At 73.6% G+C, this 17,467-nt stretch carries 19 protein-coding genes; 7 read left to right on the top strand and 12 right to left on the bottom strand.

Annotated features, from left to right (window positions below; genetic code table 11):
* The first annotated feature begins 4 nt into the window (after positions 1–4).
* From ABD358_RS13600 to ABD358_RS13590, 3 genes are all read left to right on the top strand, one after another.
* Complete coding sequence (locus tag ABD358_RS13600; protein ID WP_344631216.1) at positions 5–2,194, top strand: MMPL family transporter; 2,190 nt, start codon at positions 5–7, stop codon at positions 2,192–2,194.
* 72 nt (positions 2,195–2,266) lie between these two features.
* A complete protein-coding gene (locus ABD358_RS13595; protein WP_344631215.1) occupies positions 2,267–2,935 on the top strand; it encodes a potassium channel family protein in 669 nt (222 codons plus the stop codon).
* A complete protein-coding gene (locus ABD358_RS13590) occupies positions 2,932–3,642 on the top strand; it encodes a potassium channel family protein (RefSeq protein WP_344631214.1) in 711 nt (236 codons plus the stop codon). The genes ABD358_RS13595 and ABD358_RS13590 overlap by 4 nt, the downstream gene beginning before the upstream one ends.
* A 56-nt stretch (positions 3,643–3,698) precedes the next feature.
* On the opposite strand, the gene ABD358_RS13585 is transcribed toward ABD358_RS13590, so the two are convergent.
* From ABD358_RS13585 to ABD358_RS13560, 6 genes are all read right to left on the bottom strand, one after another.
* On the bottom strand, positions 3,699–4,451 hold the full coding sequence (locus tag ABD358_RS13585) for a DUF3159 domain-containing protein (protein WP_425576317.1): 753 nt from the start codon (positions 4,449–4,451) through the stop codon (positions 3,699–3,701).
* Between the two features lie 3 nt (positions 4,452–4,454).
* Positions 4,455–4,865, bottom strand: a complete 411-nt coding sequence (locus ABD358_RS13580) for an OB-fold nucleic acid binding domain-containing protein (RefSeq protein WP_344631213.1) — start codon at positions 4,863–4,865, stop codon at positions 4,455–4,457.
* A gap of 87 nt (positions 4,866–4,952) precedes the next feature.
* The gene (locus tag ABD358_RS13575; RefSeq protein ID WP_425576319.1) at positions 4,953–5,738 is read right to left on the bottom strand and encodes an ABC transporter ATP-binding protein; all 786 of its coding nucleotides are present in this window, start codon (positions 5,736–5,738) and stop codon (positions 4,953–4,955) included.
* Between the two features lie 86 nt (positions 5,739–5,824).
* Positions 5,825–6,598, bottom strand: a complete 774-nt coding sequence (locus ABD358_RS13570; RefSeq protein ID WP_344631212.1) for a DUF3710 domain-containing protein — start codon at positions 6,596–6,598, stop codon at positions 5,825–5,827.
* 1 nt (position 6,599) lies between these two features.
* A complete protein-coding gene (dut, locus tag ABD358_RS13565; RefSeq protein ID WP_344631211.1) occupies positions 6,600–7,127 on the bottom strand; it encodes a dUTP diphosphatase in 528 nt (175 codons plus the stop codon).
* Positions 7,124–7,708, bottom strand: coding sequence for a PaaI family thioesterase (locus ABD358_RS13560; RefSeq protein ID WP_344631210.1), 585 nt, complete (start codon positions 7,706–7,708; stop codon positions 7,124–7,126). The genes dut and ABD358_RS13560 overlap by 4 nt, the downstream gene beginning before the upstream one ends.
* Positions 7,709–7,766: 58 nt before the next feature.
* Between ABD358_RS13560 and ABD358_RS13555 the strand changes: the two genes are divergently transcribed.
* Positions 7,767–8,222, top strand: a complete 456-nt coding sequence (locus ABD358_RS13555; RefSeq protein WP_344631209.1) for a DUF3093 domain-containing protein — start codon at positions 7,767–7,769, stop codon at positions 8,220–8,222.
* A gap of 55 nt (positions 8,223–8,277) precedes the next feature.
* Here the strand turns inward: ABD358_RS13555 and ABD358_RS13550 are convergent, their stop codons facing one another.
* The 4 genes from ABD358_RS13550 to ABD358_RS13535 all read right to left on the bottom strand — a co-directional run bounded on the left by ABD358_RS13550 (position 8,278) and on the right by ABD358_RS13535 (position 11,749).
* The gene (locus tag ABD358_RS13550; RefSeq protein ID WP_344631208.1) at positions 8,278–9,081 is read right to left on the bottom strand and encodes a hypothetical protein; all 804 of its coding nucleotides are present in this window, start codon (positions 9,079–9,081) and stop codon (positions 8,278–8,280) included.
* Positions 9,082–9,097: 16 nt separating this feature from the next.
* Positions 9,098–9,397 (bottom strand): DUF4193 domain-containing protein, encoded by a 300-nt coding sequence (locus ABD358_RS13545; protein WP_176164529.1) that lies wholly within the window; start codon positions 9,395–9,397, stop codon positions 9,098–9,100.
* Between the two features lie 414 nt (positions 9,398–9,811).
* The gene (locus ABD358_RS13540; protein ID WP_344631207.1) at positions 9,812–11,089 is read right to left on the bottom strand and encodes a sensor histidine kinase; all 1,278 of its coding nucleotides are present in this window, start codon (positions 11,087–11,089) and stop codon (positions 9,812–9,814) included.
* A 6-nt stretch (positions 11,090–11,095) separates the two neighbouring features.
* Complete coding sequence (locus ABD358_RS13535) at positions 11,096–11,749, bottom strand: response regulator transcription factor (RefSeq protein WP_344631206.1); 654 nt, start codon at positions 11,747–11,749, stop codon at positions 11,096–11,098.
* A 366-nt stretch (positions 11,750–12,115) separates the two neighbouring features.
* Between ABD358_RS13535 and ABD358_RS13530 the strand changes: the two genes are divergently transcribed.
* The gene (locus ABD358_RS13530) at positions 12,116–12,295 is read left to right on the top strand and encodes a hypothetical protein (RefSeq protein ID WP_344631244.1); all 180 of its coding nucleotides are present in this window, start codon (positions 12,116–12,118) and stop codon (positions 12,293–12,295) included.
* An 87-nt stretch (positions 12,296–12,382) separates the two neighbouring features.
* On the opposite strand, the gene ABD358_RS13525 is transcribed toward ABD358_RS13530, so the two are convergent.
* A complete protein-coding gene (locus tag ABD358_RS13525; RefSeq protein WP_344631205.1) occupies positions 12,383–13,186 on the bottom strand; it encodes an inositol monophosphatase family protein in 804 nt (267 codons plus the stop codon).
* 89 nt (positions 13,187–13,275) lie between these two features.
* Positions 13,276–14,388 carry a ferrochelatase gene (locus tag ABD358_RS13520; RefSeq protein ID WP_344631204.1) on the bottom strand — a complete coding sequence of 371 codons (1,113 nt, stop codon included), beginning with the start codon at positions 14,386–14,388 and terminating at the stop codon, positions 13,276–13,278.
* 167 nt (positions 14,389–14,555) lie between these two features.
* Between ABD358_RS13520 and ABD358_RS13515 the strand changes: the two genes are divergently transcribed.
* Positions 14,556–15,887, top strand: coding sequence for a D-arabinono-1,4-lactone oxidase (locus ABD358_RS13515; RefSeq protein ID WP_344631203.1), 1,332 nt, complete (start codon positions 14,556–14,558; stop codon positions 15,885–15,887).
* A gap of 505 nt (positions 15,888–16,392) precedes the next feature.
* Entirely contained in the window at positions 16,393–17,427 is a 1,035-nt protein-coding gene (gene sepH, locus ABD358_RS13510) for a septation protein SepH (RefSeq protein ID WP_425576316.1), read from the top strand.
* The last annotated feature ends 40 nt before the right edge of the window (positions 17,428–17,467 follow it).

Genomic DNA, 17,467 nt, shown 5'->3' with positions numbered 1-17,467 from the left:
GTCGATGAAACCCACACCACGCGTCCTCCGGTGGCTGGTGCCCGCGGCGCTGATCGTCGTCTGGCTGGCGGTCGGCGGCGTCTTCGGCCCGTACGCGGGGAAGATCGGCGAGGTCTCCGTCAACGACCAGGCCTCCTTCCTGCCCGAGAGCGCCGAGTCGACGAAGGTGATCCACGAGCAGGAGGCCTTCCGCACCGACGAGACCGTGCCGGCCGTCATCGTCTGGGAGGCCTCGAACGGGCGGCTCGGCGCGGAGCAGCGCGAGCAGGCCGGCCGCGTCCTGGCCGGGCTGGCCGACGCCCCCGGCGTGGAGGGCCGTCCCTCCCCCGCCCTGCCGTCGAAGGACGGCGAGGCGCTCCAGGGCGTGGTGCAGCTCGCCCCCGACCTCGACGACCGGCTCCCCGACGTGGTCGACTCCCTCCGCGAGGCCGCGGGGAAGGTGGAGGGCGCCTCCGTCCACGTCGCCGGTCCGGCCGCCACCCAGGCCGACCTCTCCGAGGCGTTCGCCGGGATCGACGGCCTGCTGCTGGCCGTCGCGCTGATCGTCGTCCTGCTGATCCTGCTCCTGGTCTACCGCAGCGTGCTGCTGCCGCTGGCCATCATCCTCGGCTCCGTCTTCGCCCTCTCCCTGGCCTGCGCGATCGTGTACTTCCTGGCCAGGGAGGACCTGGTGCGGGTGGACGGCCAGGTGCAGGGCATCCTGTTCATCCTGGTCATCGGCGCCGCCACCGACTACGGGCTGCTGCTGTCCGCCCGCTTCCGCGAGGAACTCGCCCTGCGCGGCGACCGGCTCGCCGCCGGACGGGCCGCGCTGCGCCGCTCCCTGGGGGCGATCACCGCCAGCGGGGCCACCGTCGCCCTGGCCCTGCTCGCGCTCCTCCTGAGCGACCTGCGCAACAACCGGGCCCTGGGCCCGGTCGGCGCCATCGGCATCGCCTGCGCGATGCTCAGCGCCCTGACCTTCCTGCCCGCCGCGCTCGTCGCGCTGGGCCGGGCCGCGTACTGGCCCGCCCGCCCCAAGCCGCCCGCCGACCCGGCCGGCCCGGAACCGTCGGGCGGGGTGTGGGGCAGGGTCGCCTCCCTGGTGGACCGCTCCCCGCGCCGGGTGTGGGCCGTCTCGCTGGCGTGCCTGGCCGTCGCCGCCGCGTTCTTCCCGACGCTGTCCTCCCGGGCCGTACCCCTGAGCGAGACCTTCGTGGGCGAGGCGCGGTCCGTCACCGCCCAGGAGAAGCTGACCGAGCACTTCCCCGGCGGCTCCGGCAACCCCGCCGTGATCATCGCGGACGCCGGCCGCGTGGCGGAGGTCACCGCCGCCGCGCGGGACACCGAGGGCGTGGCCTCGGCCGCGCCCGTCACCTCCTCCGGCCGCCCCGGCGGAGGAGAGCCCCTGGTCGCCGGCGGCCGGGTGAGCGTCCAGGCGACCCTGTCGGACGCGAGCGACTCCGAGGAGGCCCTGCGGACCGTGGAGCGGCTGCGCGAGGCGGTGCACGCGGTGGACGGCGCGGACGCCCTGGTCGGCGGCTACACCGCCCAGCAGCTCGACACCCAGGACACCGCGCGGGAGGACCGGGCGGCCATCATCCCCGTCGTCCTGGTGATCATCCTGCTGATCCTGATGGCGCTGCTGCGGTCGCTGGTGCTGCCGGTGCTCCTGGTGGCGACCGTGGCCCTGAACTTCCTGGCCACCCTCGGCGTCGCCGCCCTGGTCTTCGAGCACCTCCTCGGCTTCAGCGGGACGGACCCCTCCATCCCCCTCTACGGCTTCGTGTTCCTGGTCGCGCTGGGCGTGGACTACAACATCTTCCTGATGACCCGCGTCCGCGAGGAGGCGCTGCGCCACGGCACCAGGCTGGGCGTCCTCAAGGGGCTGACCGCCACGGGCGGGGTGATCACCTCGGCCGGGGTGGTGCTGGCCGCCACCTTCGCCGCCCTGGTGGTGATCCCCCTCTCCTTCATGGTGCAGATCGCCTTCATCGTCGCGTTCGGCGTCCTGCTGGACACCGTCGTCGTCCGCTCCCTGCTGGTCCCCGCCCTCACCAGGGACATCGGCCCCGCCGTGTGGTGGCCGAGCGCGCTGCGTCACCGCGGTGACGCGCCCCGGCCCGACACGGCCCCGGGGGGACCGGGAGGGGGCCCGCCCGGCGGACGCCGGGTAGCGTTACGGCCGGACAACGCCTCCGGTGGGTGCCCCTGACGGGGCGGGAAGGATGATGCGCGATGCTGGCCAGGGTCGTCGCGGCAGGGGAAGGTACGGGGTAGCGGCCTCATGCACATCGTCATCATGGGGTGCGGGCGCGTGGGCGCCGCACTCGCTCGGACCCTGGAGCACCGGGGACACACGGTCGCCATCATCGACCGGGACCCCACGGCCTTCCGCCGCCTGGGCCCGGCCTTCGGCGGACGCCGCGTGGAGGGCGTCGGCTTCGACCGGGACGTCCTGCGCGAGGCGGGGATAGAGGAGGCCGGGGCGTTCGCCGCGGTCAGCAGCGGCGACAACTCCAACATCATCGCGGCCCGGGTGGCGCGCGAGATGTTCGGCGTGGAGAACGTGGCGGCCCGGATCTACGACCCGCGCCGCGCCGAGGTCTACCAGCGCCTGGGCATCCCCACCGTCGCCACGGTCCGCTGGACGGCCGACCAGATGCTGCGCCGGCTGCTGCCCTCCGGGGCCGAGCCGCTGTGGCTGGACCCCACCGGCGGCGTCCAGCTCGCCGAGGTGCACGCCTCCACCGCCTGGGTCGGGCACCGGGTCAGCCGGCTCCAGCAGGAGACGGGCACCCGGGTCGCCTTCATCACCCGCCTGGGAGAGGCGATGCTGCCCACCTCCGACACCGTGATCCAGGAGGGCGACCTGATCCACGTGATGATGCGCTGCGACCAGGTCGGCGACGTGGAGGCGGCGTTCTCCAGGGGGCCGGAAGGAGAGAGGCGATGAGGGTCGCGATCGCCGGGGCCGGGGCGGTGGGCCGCTCCATCGCCGCGGAGCTGCTGGAGAACGGCCACGAGGTGCTGCTCATCGACAAGTCGCCCGCCGCCATCGCGGTGGAGCAGGTGCCGCAGGCCGAGTGGCTGCTGGCCGACGCCTGCGAGATCACCTCGCTGGACGAGGCTGCGCTCCAGCGCTGCAACGTCGTGATCGCCGCCACGGGCGACGACAAGGTCAACCTCGTGGTGTCGCTGCTGGGGAAGACCGAGTACGGCGTGCCGCGGGTCGTGGCGCGGGTGAACAACCCCAAGAACGAGTGGCTGTTCAACGAGTCCTGGGGCGTCGACGTGGCCGTCTCGACCCCGCGGCTGATGTCCGCGCTGGTCGAGGAGGCCGTCAGCGTGGGCGACCTGGTACGGCTGCTGCGGTTCAGCCAGGGCGACGCCAACCTGGTCGAGCTGACCCTGCCCCCGGAGTCGGCGCTCGCCGGGACGCGGGTGGGCGACGTGCGGTGGCCCGAGGACACCTCGCTGGTGACGATAATCCGCGGCAGCCGGGTGCTGACCCCGGGCCCGGACGACTCCCTGGAGGAGGGCGACGAGCTGCTGTTCGTCGCCGCCCAGGCCCGCGAGGGGCAGCTGGAGGAACTGCTGTCGGTGCGGCGCGAGCCCGAGCCTCCGCGCCGTGAGGACGACGAGGAGGCGGACGAACTCTAGGTCCGCGCCCCCGCCTGCCGGCCCGCCCCGGACGGACTCCGGGGCGGGCCGCACGGTCAGGATTCCGCCCGCGCCCCGTCCGCCCGCTGCTCGGCCCCGAGCCGCTCCCGTTCCCGCTCGGCCGCCTCCTCGGCCTCCATCTCGGCGATCACGTCGATCGGCGGCGGGGCCTTGGAGAGGAAGACGTAGGTCAGGTAGACGCACAGCAGCAGCGGCGGGATGCCCAGCGCCACCTTCACCCAGCCGAGCTGGGTGACGTCCCCCCAGAAGTAGATGGGGAAGAGGATCGCCGACTTGCCCAGCAGGACCAGGCCCCAGGCCCAGGTCGCCTTGGTGTACGCCTTCAGCCGGCCGGGGTTGCGGGTGCGCCAGGAGAGGTTCTCCCGCATGAGCGGCCCGAGCAGCACGCCGATCAGCGGGAAGCGCAGCACCGCCGAGAGGCAGTACGCGACCGCCAGGCCCAGGGTGTAGAGCATGCCCGGCAGGTAGAAGTTCTTGGCGTCGTCCGACATCATCGCGAAGACCGCGCCGATGCCGACCCCGAAGACACCGCTGAAGGCGTGCTTGAGGGTCTCGCGCCGCACCAGGCGGATCAGGGCGAGCACCACGCTCAGCCCCACGGCTGCGACGGCCGCGAGGTGCATGTCCCGCTGGATCGTGTAGATCAGCACGAAGACCAGTCCGGGCACGGTGGTGTCCACCATGCCCCAGACTCCTCCGAAGGCCTCCATCAGGGCCTTGTCCGTCACCGTCGGGCCGGACGCGCCGGCCTCGGCCGTGCCGGGGGCCGGCTTGTCGTGAGGGGTCACCCGCTACTCCTGTCCGCTGTCCTGTCCGATGGGGCGCAGCTCGTACTTGGGGTTGAACAGCACCGGACGGCCGTGGTTCATCGCGATCCGGCCGGAGGCGATCAGCCTGCGGCCCGGCTCTATGCCCGCGATGGACCGCCGGCCCAGCCACACCAGGTCCAGGGGCGCGGATCCGTCGAACAGCTCCGCCTCCAGTGCGGGCACGCCGGCCCGGGGGCGCTGCGTCACCGTGCGCAGCGTACCGGCCACCTTGACGATCTGCCGGTCGCCGCAGTCGCAGATGCGGGTGCAGCCGCTGTCCTCGGTGTCGCGCCGCAGCTCGGCGGAGAGCAGGTCCTCCTGCGAGGACGACAGCCGGCCGAGCAGGCGACGCAGCCGGCCGCCCTGCCTCTCGAGTCGGGTAACGCCACTCATGCGGCCAGCGTACCCGCGCCCCTCACCGGGGGTAACTCCGTCGGCGGCCGGAAGCCCGGATGTGTCGAGAGTCGCTTCGGACCGCGCTCAGGACGGGCTGGGAACCGGCCTGCGCTCCGGGCCCGCTTCCCTCAGCAGGCCGTCCCGCAGCTCCAGGACGCGGTCGGCGCGGGAGAGCAGCCAGGCGTCGTGGGTGGCGACCAGGGCCGTGCCCTCCCGGCGGCGCACCAGGGTGTACAGCAGCTCCAGGAGGGCGGCCCCGCACTCGGCGTCGAGCTGCGCGGCGGGTTCGTCGGCGACGAGCAGCGCGGGACGGTTGGCCAGGGCCCGGGCGAGGGCGACACGCTGCCGCTGGCCGCCGCTCAGTTCGTCGGGACGCCGTCCGGCCCGGTCGGCCAGACCGACCTCGGACAGCAGCAGGGAGACCCTCTCGTCCCGTTCCCCCGGCGGCACGTGGCGCAGCCGCAGCGGCACCCCGACGTTCTCGGCCGCGGTGAGGACGGGCAGCAGGCCGGAGGAGGGGAAGACGAAGCCGATGCGGTCGCGGCGCAGCCTGAGCCGCTCCTGCTCGCCCAGCTCGTCCAGCCGCACCCCGTCGACGGTGATCCGGCCGGAGACGGGGCTGTCGAGCCCGCCGACGAGCCCGAGGAGAGTGCTTCGGCCGACACCGGGACGCCCGGTGACCGCGACGAACTCCCCCTGCCGGACGGTGAGCGACACACCCCGCAGGACACGGGTGACGGAGGGCTTCTGACCGTAGGAGTGGTGCAGATCCTCGACCTCGACCACGGTGTTCACACGGTCTCCCCCTTCCGGACGCCCGGACGGTGTCGAGCCTAGCGTCCCGCCCGCCGCCGCCGTCGGCGAACGGATGCTCCCCCGGCCCGCGGGCCGGGGGCGGCCCGCCGGCGGCGGGACCCTGCCGCCTGCGCGGCCGCAGGGCTCCGCCGGACCGGGGGTCAGCGGACCTCGGTGATCTCCGGGCCGCGGTGGAGCTTGTCGATGCCCCCGGCGAAGCGGGAGCCCTCCTGGGCCGGCTCCTGCTGGACGCCGTCGGGCACCATCTGGGCGTCGTTCGGCAGCTTCAGGACGATCGGGTCGCGCGGGGCCATCGGGCCGTCGCCGCGCACCACGACCGTGTCCCGGAAGATCTGCTCCAGCAGTCCGGCGGCCTGCGGCTGCACCGCGCCCTGACCGGAGATGACACCGCGCAGGAACCAGCGGGGACCGTCCACGCCGACGAAGCGCACGACCTGCATGCCGCTCTTGCCGTCCGGGAGCTGGACCGGCACCTGGGCGCGCAGCTCCCAGCCCAGCGGGCCCTCGACCTCGTCGATGATCCCGCCCTGCTTGGTGATGCCGCTGGCGATCTCCTCGCGCACCTCGTCCCAGATGCCCTCGCGCTTGGGCGCGGCGAACGCCTGGAGCTGGATGGCGCTGTCCTTCAGCACGATCGTCGCGGCGACGATGGCGTCGCCGGCGACCTCCACCCGCAGCTCCATGCCCGGTACGCCCGGCACGTACAGGCCGCCCAGGTTGACGCGGCCCTCCTCCGGCGCGCGCAGTTCGCTCACGTCCCAGGGGCCGTCCGGCCGGGGCGCCGGGGGCAGCTTCACCCGGGACGGTGCGGCGGAACCGTCCGACGCGTCGGCGCTCTCGTCGGATCGTTCCGTCTCGAACTCGTCCGAGGCGCCCTCGGGCCCTACCTTCTTCTTGCGACGACGTCCGAACACGTCACTGTCCCTTCAGGTCCGCGGCCTCGTCGGCCGCGACCGCAGCGTAATGGTTGTGCTGTGCAGCGTGGCCCTGTGCGGCGTGGCCGCCCGTGGAGCCGAAACCCCCCGCCGCCCGTGCCGAGTCCGGCAGCTCCTCCACCTCGCGGAAGCGCACCCTCTCGACTCGCTGGACGACGAGCTGGGCGATGCGGTCGAAGCGCTCGAACCGCACGCTCTCGCGCGGATCCAGGTTGGCCACGATCACCCTGATCTCCCCACGGTACCCGGCATCGATGGTCCCGGGGGCGTTCACGAGGCAGACCCCGCAGCGGGCGGCCAGGCCCGACCGCGGGTGCACGAAGGCGGCGTACCCCTCGGGCAGGGCGATGGAAACCCCCGTGGGCAGCACGGCCCGCTCCCCGGGGGCCAGTTCGGCGGCCTCGGTGGTGACCAGGTCGCAGCCCGCGTCGCCGGGGTGGGCGTAGGAGGGGAGGGGCACCTCGGGGTCGAGGCGGCGGATCAGCACGTCGAGGGACGGACGGCTCACGGGTTCACCTCGAAGGCGCGGGCGCGCCGGACGGTGTCGGGGTCGGCCATGGCCGCCTCGATCTCCTCCTTGCGGCCGTTCTCCACGAAGTGGTCGACCTTCACCTCGATGAAGAGCGCGTCGGCCCGGACCGCGAGGGGGCCCTCGGGGCCGCCGATCCGGCCCGTGGCGGTGCAGTAGATCTTGCGTCCGCGGCGGGCGACGGCCCGCGCCTCCAGGTACAGCACGGAGTCCACGGGCACGGGCTGCAGGAAGTCGGTCTCCAGGCGTCCGGTGACCGAGATGGTGTGCATCAGCCAGTTGAGGGACCCCAGTATCTCGTCCATGGCGGTGGCCAGCAGCCCGCCGTGGGCGAGGCCGGGCGCCCCCTGGTGGGCGGGCCGGACGGTGAACTCCGCGGTGACGGCGACGCCCTCGCCCGCCCGCGCCTCCAGGTGCAGTCCGTGCGGCTGTTCGGCGCCGCAGCCGAAGCACTGGGCGTAGTGCGCGCCCAGCGGCTCTCCGGGCGCGGGGGCCTCGGGGTGACGCACCGGGGCCTCGGCGTCCTCCGGCGGAGTCAGGGATGTCTTGGTGTCGCTCACGGGTGCTGACCTTACCGCCGGGTCAGGGATCCGGTCGCGGGCGTGCCAAGCTGGACCCATGCTCTCTCCCGGCGTGCTGTACGACGAGCGTCTGACCGCGCCCCGCTCCTGGTGGCTGATCGCGGCCCTGCTGGGGACCTCCGTCGGCCTGGTCCTGTACCCCTACGGCGTCCTGCCCCTGCTGGGCGGCCTGGTGGTGGGCACGTCGCTGGCGGCCGTCGCGGTCAGCGCCTACGGCTCGGCCCGCGTCCGCGTGCTCTCCGACTCCCTGGTGGCGGGGGACGCCCGGATCCCGGTGTCGGCGCTGGGCGAGGTGCGCGTCCTGGACGCCGGGGAGGCTCTCGCCTGGCGCACCCACCGCGCCGATCCCCGTGCGTACATGCTGCTGCGCGGCTACGTCCCCACCGCCGTCCGCGTCGAGGTCGCCGACCCGGAGGACCCCACCCCGTACCTGTACCTGTCCACCCGCGCGCCGCGGGCGCTGGCCGACGCCCTGGAGAGGGCCCGCGCCTGAGCGGCCGGGCGGCGGGGCCGTCCGCCGCGCGGGGGCGCCGGCGGGGGGCGTCTTCTCAGCCCTCGTCCGTCCCGGGTGCGCCGCCGTCCTTCCCGGGCGCCTCCGCCGCGGGGAGGGCGTCCCAGGGGGTCCGCCTTTGGCGCAGATCCTGGCGGATCCGCTCCGCGAGTCTTCTGGTGTCGCGCCGGTTCATCAGCGCCCCCACGGCCGCTCCGATCATGAACGGCGTGAGGTTGGGGAGGTTGCGCAGGGTGCGCTTGAGGAGTCTCTGGCGCAGTGTGCGCCTCATGTGGCTGCCGAAGGCGGCGCCGAACGACGCCGGCCTGGTCAGCTCCAGGCCGCGTTCCTCGGACCACTCGGCGAGGTAGGCGGCCGCCCGCTCCCTGGCGTTGCCGGGCGGGCGCAGGCCGTAGACCTCGTGCAGCTCGGCGATGAGCTTGAGTTCCACGGCCGCCACGCCGACGACCTCGGCGGTCAGTTCGGCCGGCATCGCCGGGGGCACCGGCAGCATCGCCGAGGCGCCCACTCCGGCGCCGACGGTGGCGGTGCCCTTCATGGCGCCGGATATGAGCCTGTCGGCCAGCTCCTCGGGCCCCAGCCCCGGGAACTGCCGGCGGAGCGTGTCCAGGTCGCGGACGGGGATCCTGGGCGCGATGTCGACGATCCGGTCGGCCACCACGCCCAGGAACGCTCTGACCGTGCCGCGCCCGCGCGGTCCCCGCTCGTGCCTGTCGAGTGCCCGCGTCCTCCCGAGGCGCCGCAGCCCCCGGCCACGGGTGGCTGCGGACGCGGACGCGGGTACGGGTGCGAGCGAGTCCTTCCGGTCCCGCTCGCCGTCACGTGCGTCGTCGACCGCCATCAGCCGGCGCTCCGGCTCAGGCCGCGCAGTCGCGGCAGATGGGCTGGCCGTTCTTCTCCGCGGCGAGCTGCGAGCGGTGGTGGACCAGGAAGCAGCTCATGCAGGTGAACTCGTCGGCCTGGCGGGGCAGCACCCGGACGGACAGCTCCTCGTTGGAGAGGTCCGCTCCGGGCAGTTCGAGACCTTCGGCCTGCTCGAACTCGTCGACGTCGACGGTCGAGGCGGACTTGTCGTTCCGGCGGGCCTTCAGTTCCTCGATGCTGTCCTCGTTGACATCGTCATCGGTCTTGCGTGGAGTGTCGTAGTCGGTTGCCATATCGCTCTCCCCCTCTGGGTGTCTGTGGTGTCTCCAGCGCACGTAACGCGCGAGAGGCCGGACTTGTGCCCGACCCGAGGCGCAGATTTTGCCTCACATCAAGCCCTGTTACTCAATCGACACCCAACCGCGCCCCTGATGGGGTGATGGAGCTGGCCGCCGACCAGGGCCGGGAACGGCCCGGAAGGTGCGCTTCACACGCACCGTCTCCCCTCCTTTCCACGATCACGACCTGCGGAAACATGGATTTTCCGGCATTTTTCGGCAGGGTCTCGGCCGTGGATCGTACGCGACCGAAAAATCGTGTGTGTGATCGATCACAACGGTCGCAACAAACCCGTCATTCCTCGCATCAACCCCGTATCACTCGCCGACGGCCCGGCCGTTCCATGATCGTCCGGCCGCCCCCGGACGTCATACGGGCAGGGTGACCCGCACCAGCAGACCACCGTCCTCGCGCGGCCGGGCGAGCACCATACCGCCGTGGGCGCGCACCACCGACCGCACGATCGACAGGCCCAGGCCCACGCCCTTGTCGCTGCCCGTGCGCTCGGTGCGCAGCCGCCGGAAGGGCTCGAAGAGGTTGTCCACCTCGTACGCCGGGACCATCGGCCCGGTGTTCTCCACCTCCAGCACCGCCTGCCCCGGCTGCGCCCGGGTGGCCACCGAGACCCATCCGTCCTCCGGGACGTTGTAGCGCACGGCGTTCTGCACCAGGTTGAGCGCGACGCGCTCCAGGAGCACGCCGTTGCCCTGCACGTACGCGGGCTGCCGTACGCCGCGCAGCTCCACGCCCTTGGCCCTGGCCTCGCCGCGCGCCTGCTCCAGGGCCTGGGAGGCGACCTCGGCCAGGTCCACGGGCTTGCGGTCGACGATCTCGTTCTCACTGCGGGCGAGCAGCAGCAGTCCCTCCACCAGCTGCTCGCTGCGCTCGTTGGTGGCCAGCAGCGTCTTGCCGAGCTGGACCAGCTCCGGCGGGGCGTCGGGGTCGGAGAGCTGGACCTCCAGCAGGGTGCGGTTGATCGCCAGCGGGGTGCGCAGCTCGTGCGAGGCGTTGGCGACGAACCGCTGCTGGGCGGTGAACGCCCGGTCCAGCCGGTCCAGCATCCGGTCGAAGGTGTCGGCCAGCTCCTTCAGCTCGTCGTCCGGCCCGTCCAGCTCGATCCGGCGGTGCAGGTCGGAGCCCGCGACCTGCTGGGCGGTGCGCGTGATGCGCCCCAGCGGCGAGAGCACCCGGCCCGCCATCACGTACCCGAAGGCGAACGCTGCCACCGCCAGGCCCAGCAGCGCCAGCAGGGAGCGCTGGAGCAGGACGTCCAGGGCGATCTGCCGCTGGCGCTCCATGCACTGCTGGACGGCCGCGGTCAGCTCCGAGGTGGTCAGCCCCCCGCCGTCCGCCCGGCTCGGGAGCGGGCAGACGGCGTCGGTGGTCTGGTCCCGCACCCCGATGATCTGGAAGGGCAGGTGGCTGCCGTCCTTCAGCGCCTGGGCCGCCAGCAGGTAGATGATCGTCAGCAGCACCATCCCGGCGATCAGGAACATCCCGCCGTACAGCAGGGTGAGCCGTATCCGGATGGTGGGTCGCAGCCAGGGGTGGGCGCCCCGCGGCTGGAAGGGGTCCCAGGTCGGTTTGGGGGGCGCGGACGGGGGCGGGGGCGGTGCGGCGGGAGCGCCGGATGTGCTGGTCGTCATGGGAGCTCAGATGCGGTATCCGGAGCCGGGCACGGTGACGATCACCGGCGGCTCGCCGAGTTTGCGGCGCAGGGTCATCACGGTGACCCGCACGACGTTGGTGAACGGGTCGGCGTTCTCGTCCCAGGCCTTCTCCAGGAGCTGCTCGGCCGAGACCACCGTCCCCTCGCTGCGCATGAGCACCTCCAGCACCGCGAACTCCTTGGGCGCCAGCTGTATCTGGCGGCCGTCGCGGAACACCTCGCGGCGGTTGGGGTCCAGCCGGATGCCGGCGCGCTCCAGCACGGGCGGCAGGGGCGCGGTGGTCCGGCGGCCGAGCGCCCGCACCCGGGCGACCAGCTCCTTGAAGGCGAAGGGCTTGGGCAGGTAGTCGTCCGCCCCCAGCTCCAGGCCCTCCACACGGTCGCTGACGTCGCCTGAGGCGGTGAGCATCAGCACCCGGGTGGACAGCCCCAGCTCGACGATCCTGCGGCAGACGTCGTCGCCGTGGACCAGCGGCAGGTCGCGGTCGAGGACCACCACGTCGTAGTCGTTGACCTCGACGCGCTCGAGGGCCGCGGCGCCGTCGTAGACCACGTCGACGGCCATGGCCTCCCGGCGCAGCCCGGTGGCCACGGCGTCGGCCAGCAGTTGCTCGTCCTCGACGACGAGTACGCGCACGGAGTGTCCTTTCCTGCGTCGCGGTGAGGGGCGGTGCGCCCCGGACACGTCCCCCGGCCGCCGGAGCCGGCAAACGCCTCCGAAGCCGGGACACACCCCCCATCCTGCCTCCGACGTCGGTAAACGGACCGTAAGCGACTCCCGCCGCAGCCGTTCACCTAATTTTCGTCCCCATTGAGGTTTCTCTGAGGTTTGGGGTGGGGAAGACGACAGCACACCCGCGATCACGCCCTGTAGACGGCAGGTCACGACCCCCTTCCCCACCGCAGCGGAAGGATCCGTCGGTCGACCGTTCCGGGGACCGCACCGTGATCGTCCCATCCTCGGCACACCCCCGTGCCAACGACCATGACGAGGGGGCGCACCATGGACGCGTTCACCGCAGGCATTCTGCAGCGCATACGGAACACCGAATCCGACCTGATCCGCGCTCGCGAGTCGGGCGACGACTACCTGGTGGACGTCGAGCAGGCAGAGCTCGACGACCTGCGCCGTCTGGCCGCCGAGTACGGAGTGGAGGTGGAGGTCGGCGCCTCCGGCGCCTGACCGGTCGCGGAGCCGTGTGAACCTGTCGGCGGGGCCCCGGGCCACGGGCCCGGGGCCCCGCCGCGTGTCCGCCCCGCGGCGGCCGGGTCAGTCGTGCCAGGCGCCCAGCTCGTCCAGCAGCGGCCGCAGCACGGCGAAGACCCCGGGCGAGGCGGCCACCGTCAGCTCGAAGCCCGGCGCCTCACCCGGCCGGCCGCCGGTGAGCGCGCCCGCCTCGCGGGCGACCAGGTCGCCCGCGGCCACGTCCCACGGGTGCAGTCCCCGCTCGTAGAAGCCGTCCAGCCGCCCGCCGCCGACGTCGCACAGGTCGATGGCCGCCGAGCCCGACCGGCGGATGTCCCGGACCTTCGGCAGCAGCTTCCGGACCACCTCGGCCTGCGCGGTGCGGCGCTCGGCGACGTAGTTGAAGCCGGTGCCGATCAGCGCCTGGTCCAGCGGCGGCGAGGGCCGGCAGCTCACCCGCTCCCCGTTGCGCCAGGCTCCCCCGCCCAGCACGGCGTGGTACGTCTCGCCCCGCGGCGGCACCTCGACCACGCCGACCACGGTCTCGCCCCGGTACTGGGCGGCGATGGAGACCGCCCAGGCGGGGAGCCCGTAGAGGTAGTTCACGGTGCCGTCGATCGGGTCGACGATCCAGCGCACCCCGCTGGCGCCCTCGGTGGACGCCCCCTCCTCGCCCAGGAAGCCGTCCTCGGGGCGGTGCTCGGCGAGGAAGCCGGTGATCAGCCTCTCGGAGGCGAGGTCCATCTCGGTGACGACGTCGACGGGGCTGCTCTTGGTCGCCGCCACCCCCAGGTCGGCGGGGCGGCCGTCGCGCAGCAGCTCCCCCGCCCGGCGGGCGGCCTCCAGGGCGAGGTCGAGCAGTTCGGTCCTGAGCCGGTCGTCGGTCACGTCTCTCCTTGGGTCTCCGCTCGGATCTCCGCACGCCTCCGGGGTCTCCGGACCCTCCGGGAAGACCCGGGGCCCGAAGACCCCGGGCGTCAGGCGTACGGACTGTCGGCGCCCGCCGCGGCGGGCCTGGGGGTGCGGCCCGGGCAGCAGCCCACGGGGCACACGTCGTGGCTGGGGCCCAGCGCGCCCAGCGCGCAGCGTTCGGGGCGCCCGCCCCGCTCGGCGGCGGCGCGCTCCACCACCAGGTCCCGCACGGCCGCCGCGAAGCGCGGGTCCGCGCCGACGGTGGCGGACCGCGCCACGGGCAGCCCCAGTTCCCCGGCCTTGGCCTTCGCCTCGGTGTCGAGGTCGTACAGGACCTCCATGTGGTCCGAGACGAACCCGATCGGGACCATCACCGCGGCCGGCGCCCCGCGCTCGCTCAGGGCCTCCAGGTGGTCGCAGATGTCCGGCTCCAGCCAGGGGATGTGCGGGGCGCCGCTGCGGGACTGGTAGACCAGCTCCCAGGGGCGGTCGACGCCCGTCTCCTCGCGCACCGCGTCGGCGATCACCCGTGCCACGTCCAGGTGCTGGGCGACGTACGCGCCGCCCTCGGGGCCGGAGGTCTCGGCCTGCGAGGTGGGGATGGAGTGGGTGGTGAAGGCCAGGTGCGCCCCGTCGCGCACCTCCTCGGGCAGTTCGGCGAGGGAGGCCAGCACCCCGTCGACCATGGGGCGGACGAAGCCGGGGTGGTTGAAGTAGTGCCGCAGCTTGTCCACCCGCGGCGGCTCCAGCCCCTCCTGCTCCAGGGCGGCGAGCGCGTCGGCCAGGTTCTCCCGGTACTGGCGGCAGCCGGAGTACGAGGCGTAGGCGCTGGTGGCCAGGACCAGGATGCGGCGCCGTCCGTCGCGGACCATCTCGCGCAGCGTGTCGGTCAGGTACGGGGCCCAGTTGCGGTTTCCCCAGTACACCGGCAGGTCCAGGCCGTGGGCGGCGAAGTCCTCGCGCAGGGCGGCCAGCAGCGCGCGGTTCTGGTCGTTGATCGGGCTGACCCCGCCGAAGAGGTAGTAGTGCTGCCCGACCTCCTCCAGCCTCTCCCGCGGGATCCCCCGTCCGCGGGTGACGTTCTCCAGGAAGGGGACCACGTCGTCGGGCCCCTCGGGCCCTCCGAAGGACAGCAGCAGCAGCGCGTCGTAGGGACGGACATCAAGCTCATCGGGCATGTCCCGATCCTGCCACCCGGTCCTCCGCTCCCGACCGGGACCCACCGCCGGACGTCCGGGCGGACGCACGAGTATGATCCCTCCACCGGCCGGCCGGGCCCGCCCTCCCGCGCCGGGGACTTCCGGTGACGCGAGGCACGTGGAGCCTATGGGGAGGGCCCGCACGGATGAGCACGCACACCACCCGGCGCGGCCGTCCGGCCCCGCCCACATGGCGCAACTGGGCGGGCAACGCCACGGCCCGGCCGCTGCGGACCGTGGCCCCCTCCACGACCGGGGCCCTCGCCGAGGCGGTGCGCCGGGCCGCCGAGGACGGCCTGACCGTCAAGGCCGCCGGGACCGGGCACTCCTTCACCCCCGTGGCCGTCACCGGCGGAATGCTGATACGCCCCGACCGCCTCACCGGCATACGCCGGATCGACCGCGAGGCCGGGACGGTGTCCGTCGCCGCCGGGACCCCGCTGAAGCGGCTCAACGAGGCCCTGGCGGCCGAGGGGCTGTCCCTGGCCAACATGGGCGACATCATGGAGCAGACCGTCTCCGGCGCGCTGAGCACGGGCACCCACGGCACCGGCCGCGACTCCGGCTCGCTCGCCGCCCAGGTCCGGGAACTGGAGATGGTCCTGGCGGACGGCTCGGTCCTGCGGTGCTCGCCGCGGGAGAACGCCGACGTCTTCGCCGCGGCCCGGGTCGGGCTGGGGGCGCTCGGGGTGATCAGCGAGGTCACCTTCGCCGTGGAGCCGCTGTTCCTGCTGACGGCCCGCGAGGAGCCGATGCGCCTCGACGCGGTGCTGGCGGACTTCGACCGTCTGGTGCGCGACAACGAGCACTTCGAGTTCTACTGGTTCCCGCACACCGACCGCTGCGTCACCAAGCGGAACAACCGCAGCGCGGGGCCGGCCGAGCCGCTGCCGCGCCTGTCCGGCTGGCTGACGGACGAGTTCCTCTCCAACGGGGTCTTCCAGGCGGCCTGTTCGCTGGGGCGGACCGTGCCGGCGGCCGTGCCGGGCATCGCCCGGATCGCCGGCCGGGCCCTGTCGGCCCGCACCTACACCGACATCCCCTACAGGGTCTTCACCTCCCCGCGCAGGGTCCGCTTCGTGGAGATGGAGTACGCCCTCCCCCGGGCCGCCGCGGTGGAGGCCCTGCGCGAGCTGAGATCGGTGGTCGACCGCTCGGACCTGCGGGTGAACTTCCCCGTGGAGGTGCGGGTGACGCCCGCCGACGACATCGCTCTGTCCACGGCCTCGGGCCGCGAGACGGCCTACATCGCGGTGCACATGTACCGGGGCACCCCGCACGAGCGGTACTTCACCGCGGCCGAGCGGATCATGACCGCGCACGAGGGGCGTCCCCACTGGGGGAAGCTGCACAGCCGCGACGCGGAGTACCTGGCGGGCGTCTACCCCCGCTTCGGGGAGTTCACCGCGCTGCGCGACCGGCTGGACCCGGAACGGGTGTTCGGCAACGACCACCTGCGGCGCGTGCTGGGCGACTGACGGCGCGGGCCGGCTCCGAGCCCCCTCCACTCCGACGCCGTCACCTTCCCTCCCCGTCCGTCCCCCTTACGGGCCGGGTCGCACACGTCTTCCCCGGCGGCCGGAGGACGCGTTCCCGGCCGGGGCCGCGGCCCGGCGCCGGCGGGCCACCGGCGCGTTCCGTGACGGACCGCACAACCACAACCGGCTTTTTACCCCCGCCGCGGTGGCCAACTCCCCGCGGCTGTGAGAACTTGGGCGGCGTGCCGATCCACTGGCATGGTCCCAATGGAGTAGTGTGGCGAGCCCTGGCCTTGGTCCCGGTCGGCCAGTACCACGCGGAGCGGCCCTCGCGGTCACTGTGCGTGGCCAACAGGCAACCGTGCCACACCGGCGGACGTGGGCGCGGGCCCGACACGCCGGGCAAGTCGGCAAGGTTGTGGCAGGCTGCACCCGGGCACGCCACACTCGTCTAGCGGGAGCAGCGACGCACGTGACGTCGGCAGGCACCATCCGGGAGGTTCCCATGCCCGAACTGCGTGTCGTGGCCGTCAGCAACGACGGCACACGGTTGGTGCTCAAGGCTGCCGACAACACGGAGTACACCCTTCCGATCGACGAGCGGCTGCGCGCCGCCGTCCGCAACGACCGCGCCCGGCTGGGGCAGATCGAGATCGAGGTCGAGAGCCACCTCCGCCCCCGCGACATCCAGGCCCGGATACGGGCCGGTGCCTCGGCCGAGGAGGTCGCCCAGCTCGCCGGCATCCCCGTCGACCGCGTACGGCGGTTCGAGGGGCCGGTGCTGGCGGAGCGCGCCTTCATGGCCGAGCGGGCCCGCAAGACCCCCGTGCGCCGCCCCGGCGAGAGCACCGGCCCGCAGCTCGGCGAGATCGTCTCCGAGCGCCTGTCGAGGCGCGGCGCCGAGAAGGAGACGGTGCAGTGGGACTCCTGGCGCCGGGACGACGGCACCTGGGAGGTGCTGCTCGTCTACCGGGTGGCCGGCGAGCCGCACTCGGCGAGCTGGACGTACGACCCGCCGCGGCGGCTGGTGCAGGCCGTGGACGACGAGGCCCGGGCGCTGATCGGGGAGAGCGACGACACCCCCGAGCCGAGCTTCCCGTTCGTGCCGCGCATCGCCCGGCTGCCGCGCGACCGCTTCGACCGTACGGACCGCCCGGACCGCTCGGAGAGTTCCGCGTCCGAGCCGCCGGAGACCGTGGGCCAGGACGGCCGGGGCGAGCGGGACTCGCTGACCAGCCTCCTGGAGGCGGTGCCCAGCTTCCGGGGCGATCTCGTCGTGCCGGAGCAGTCGTCCCCTCCGGACGTGCCGGACGAGGCCGACGAGGAGGCCGAGCCGGTGGAACCCCCGGCGCCGGCGGCGAGCGCGGGAAGCGCGTACGCCGACGTGCTCATGCCGCGTTCGGTGTCCGGCCACCGCGACCGCCTCACGGGCAGCACCGACCGCCAGGCCGAGGCCGACGGCGTACGCCCGGGCCGCCGGGCGGCGGTCCCGAGCTGGGACGAGATCGTCTTCGGCACCCGCCGCAAGAAGAAGGAGTGAGCGCCTCCCCGGGCCCTGCGGGCCGGCCGAGCGGCCGGTC

This window comes from Streptomyces glaucosporus (assembly GCF_039533345.1).
GTDB lineage: Bacteria > Actinomycetota > Actinomycetes > Streptomycetales > Streptomycetaceae > Streptomyces > Streptomyces glaucosporus.
The sequence above is the reverse complement of the archived record's forward strand: the minus strand, read 5'-3'. Positions and strand labels throughout refer to the sequence as shown.

Bases quoted from the DNA above. Each gene is read 5' to 3' on its own strand.
- ABD358_RS13595 (WP_344631215.1), top strand. From the start codon at position 2,267: ATGCACATCGTCATCATGGGGTGCGGGCGCGTGGGCGCCGCACTCGCT.
- ABD358_RS13520 (WP_344631204.1), bottom strand. From the start codon at position 14,388: ATGCCCGATGAGCTTGATGTCCGTCCCTACGACGCGCTGCTGCTGCTG.
- ABD358_RS13550 (WP_344631208.1), bottom strand. From the start codon at position 9,081: ATGGCGGTCGACGACGCACGTGACGGCGAGCGGGACCGGAAGGACTCG.
- sepH (WP_425576316.1), top strand. From the start codon at position 16,393: ATGCCCGAACTGCGTGTCGTGGCCGTCAGCAACGACGGCACACGGTTG.
- ABD358_RS13590 (WP_344631214.1), top strand. From the start codon at position 2,932: ATGAGGGTCGCGATCGCCGGGGCCGGGGCGGTGGGCCGCTCCATCGCC.
- ABD358_RS13545 (WP_176164529.1), bottom strand. From the start codon at position 9,397: ATGGCAACCGACTACGACACTCCACGCAAGACCGATGACGATGTCAAC.
- ABD358_RS13540 (WP_344631207.1), bottom strand. From the start codon at position 11,089: ATGACGACCAGCACATCCGGCGCTCCCGCCGCACCGCCCCCGCCCCCG.
- ABD358_RS13515 (WP_344631203.1), top strand. From the start codon at position 14,556: ATGAGCACGCACACCACCCGGCGCGGCCGTCCGGCCCCGCCCACATGG.
- ABD358_RS13600 (WP_344631216.1), top strand. From the start codon at position 5: ATGAAACCCACACCACGCGTCCTCCGGTGGCTGGTGCCCGCGGCGCTG.
- ABD358_RS13555 (WP_344631209.1), top strand. From the start codon at position 7,767: ATGCTCTCTCCCGGCGTGCTGTACGACGAGCGTCTGACCGCGCCCCGC.
- ABD358_RS13580 (WP_344631213.1), bottom strand. From the start codon at position 4,865: ATGAGTGGCGTTACCCGACTCGAGAGGCAGGGCGGCCGGCTGCGTCGC.
- ABD358_RS13530 (WP_344631244.1), top strand. From the start codon at position 12,116: ATGGACGCGTTCACCGCAGGCATTCTGCAGCGCATACGGAACACCGAA.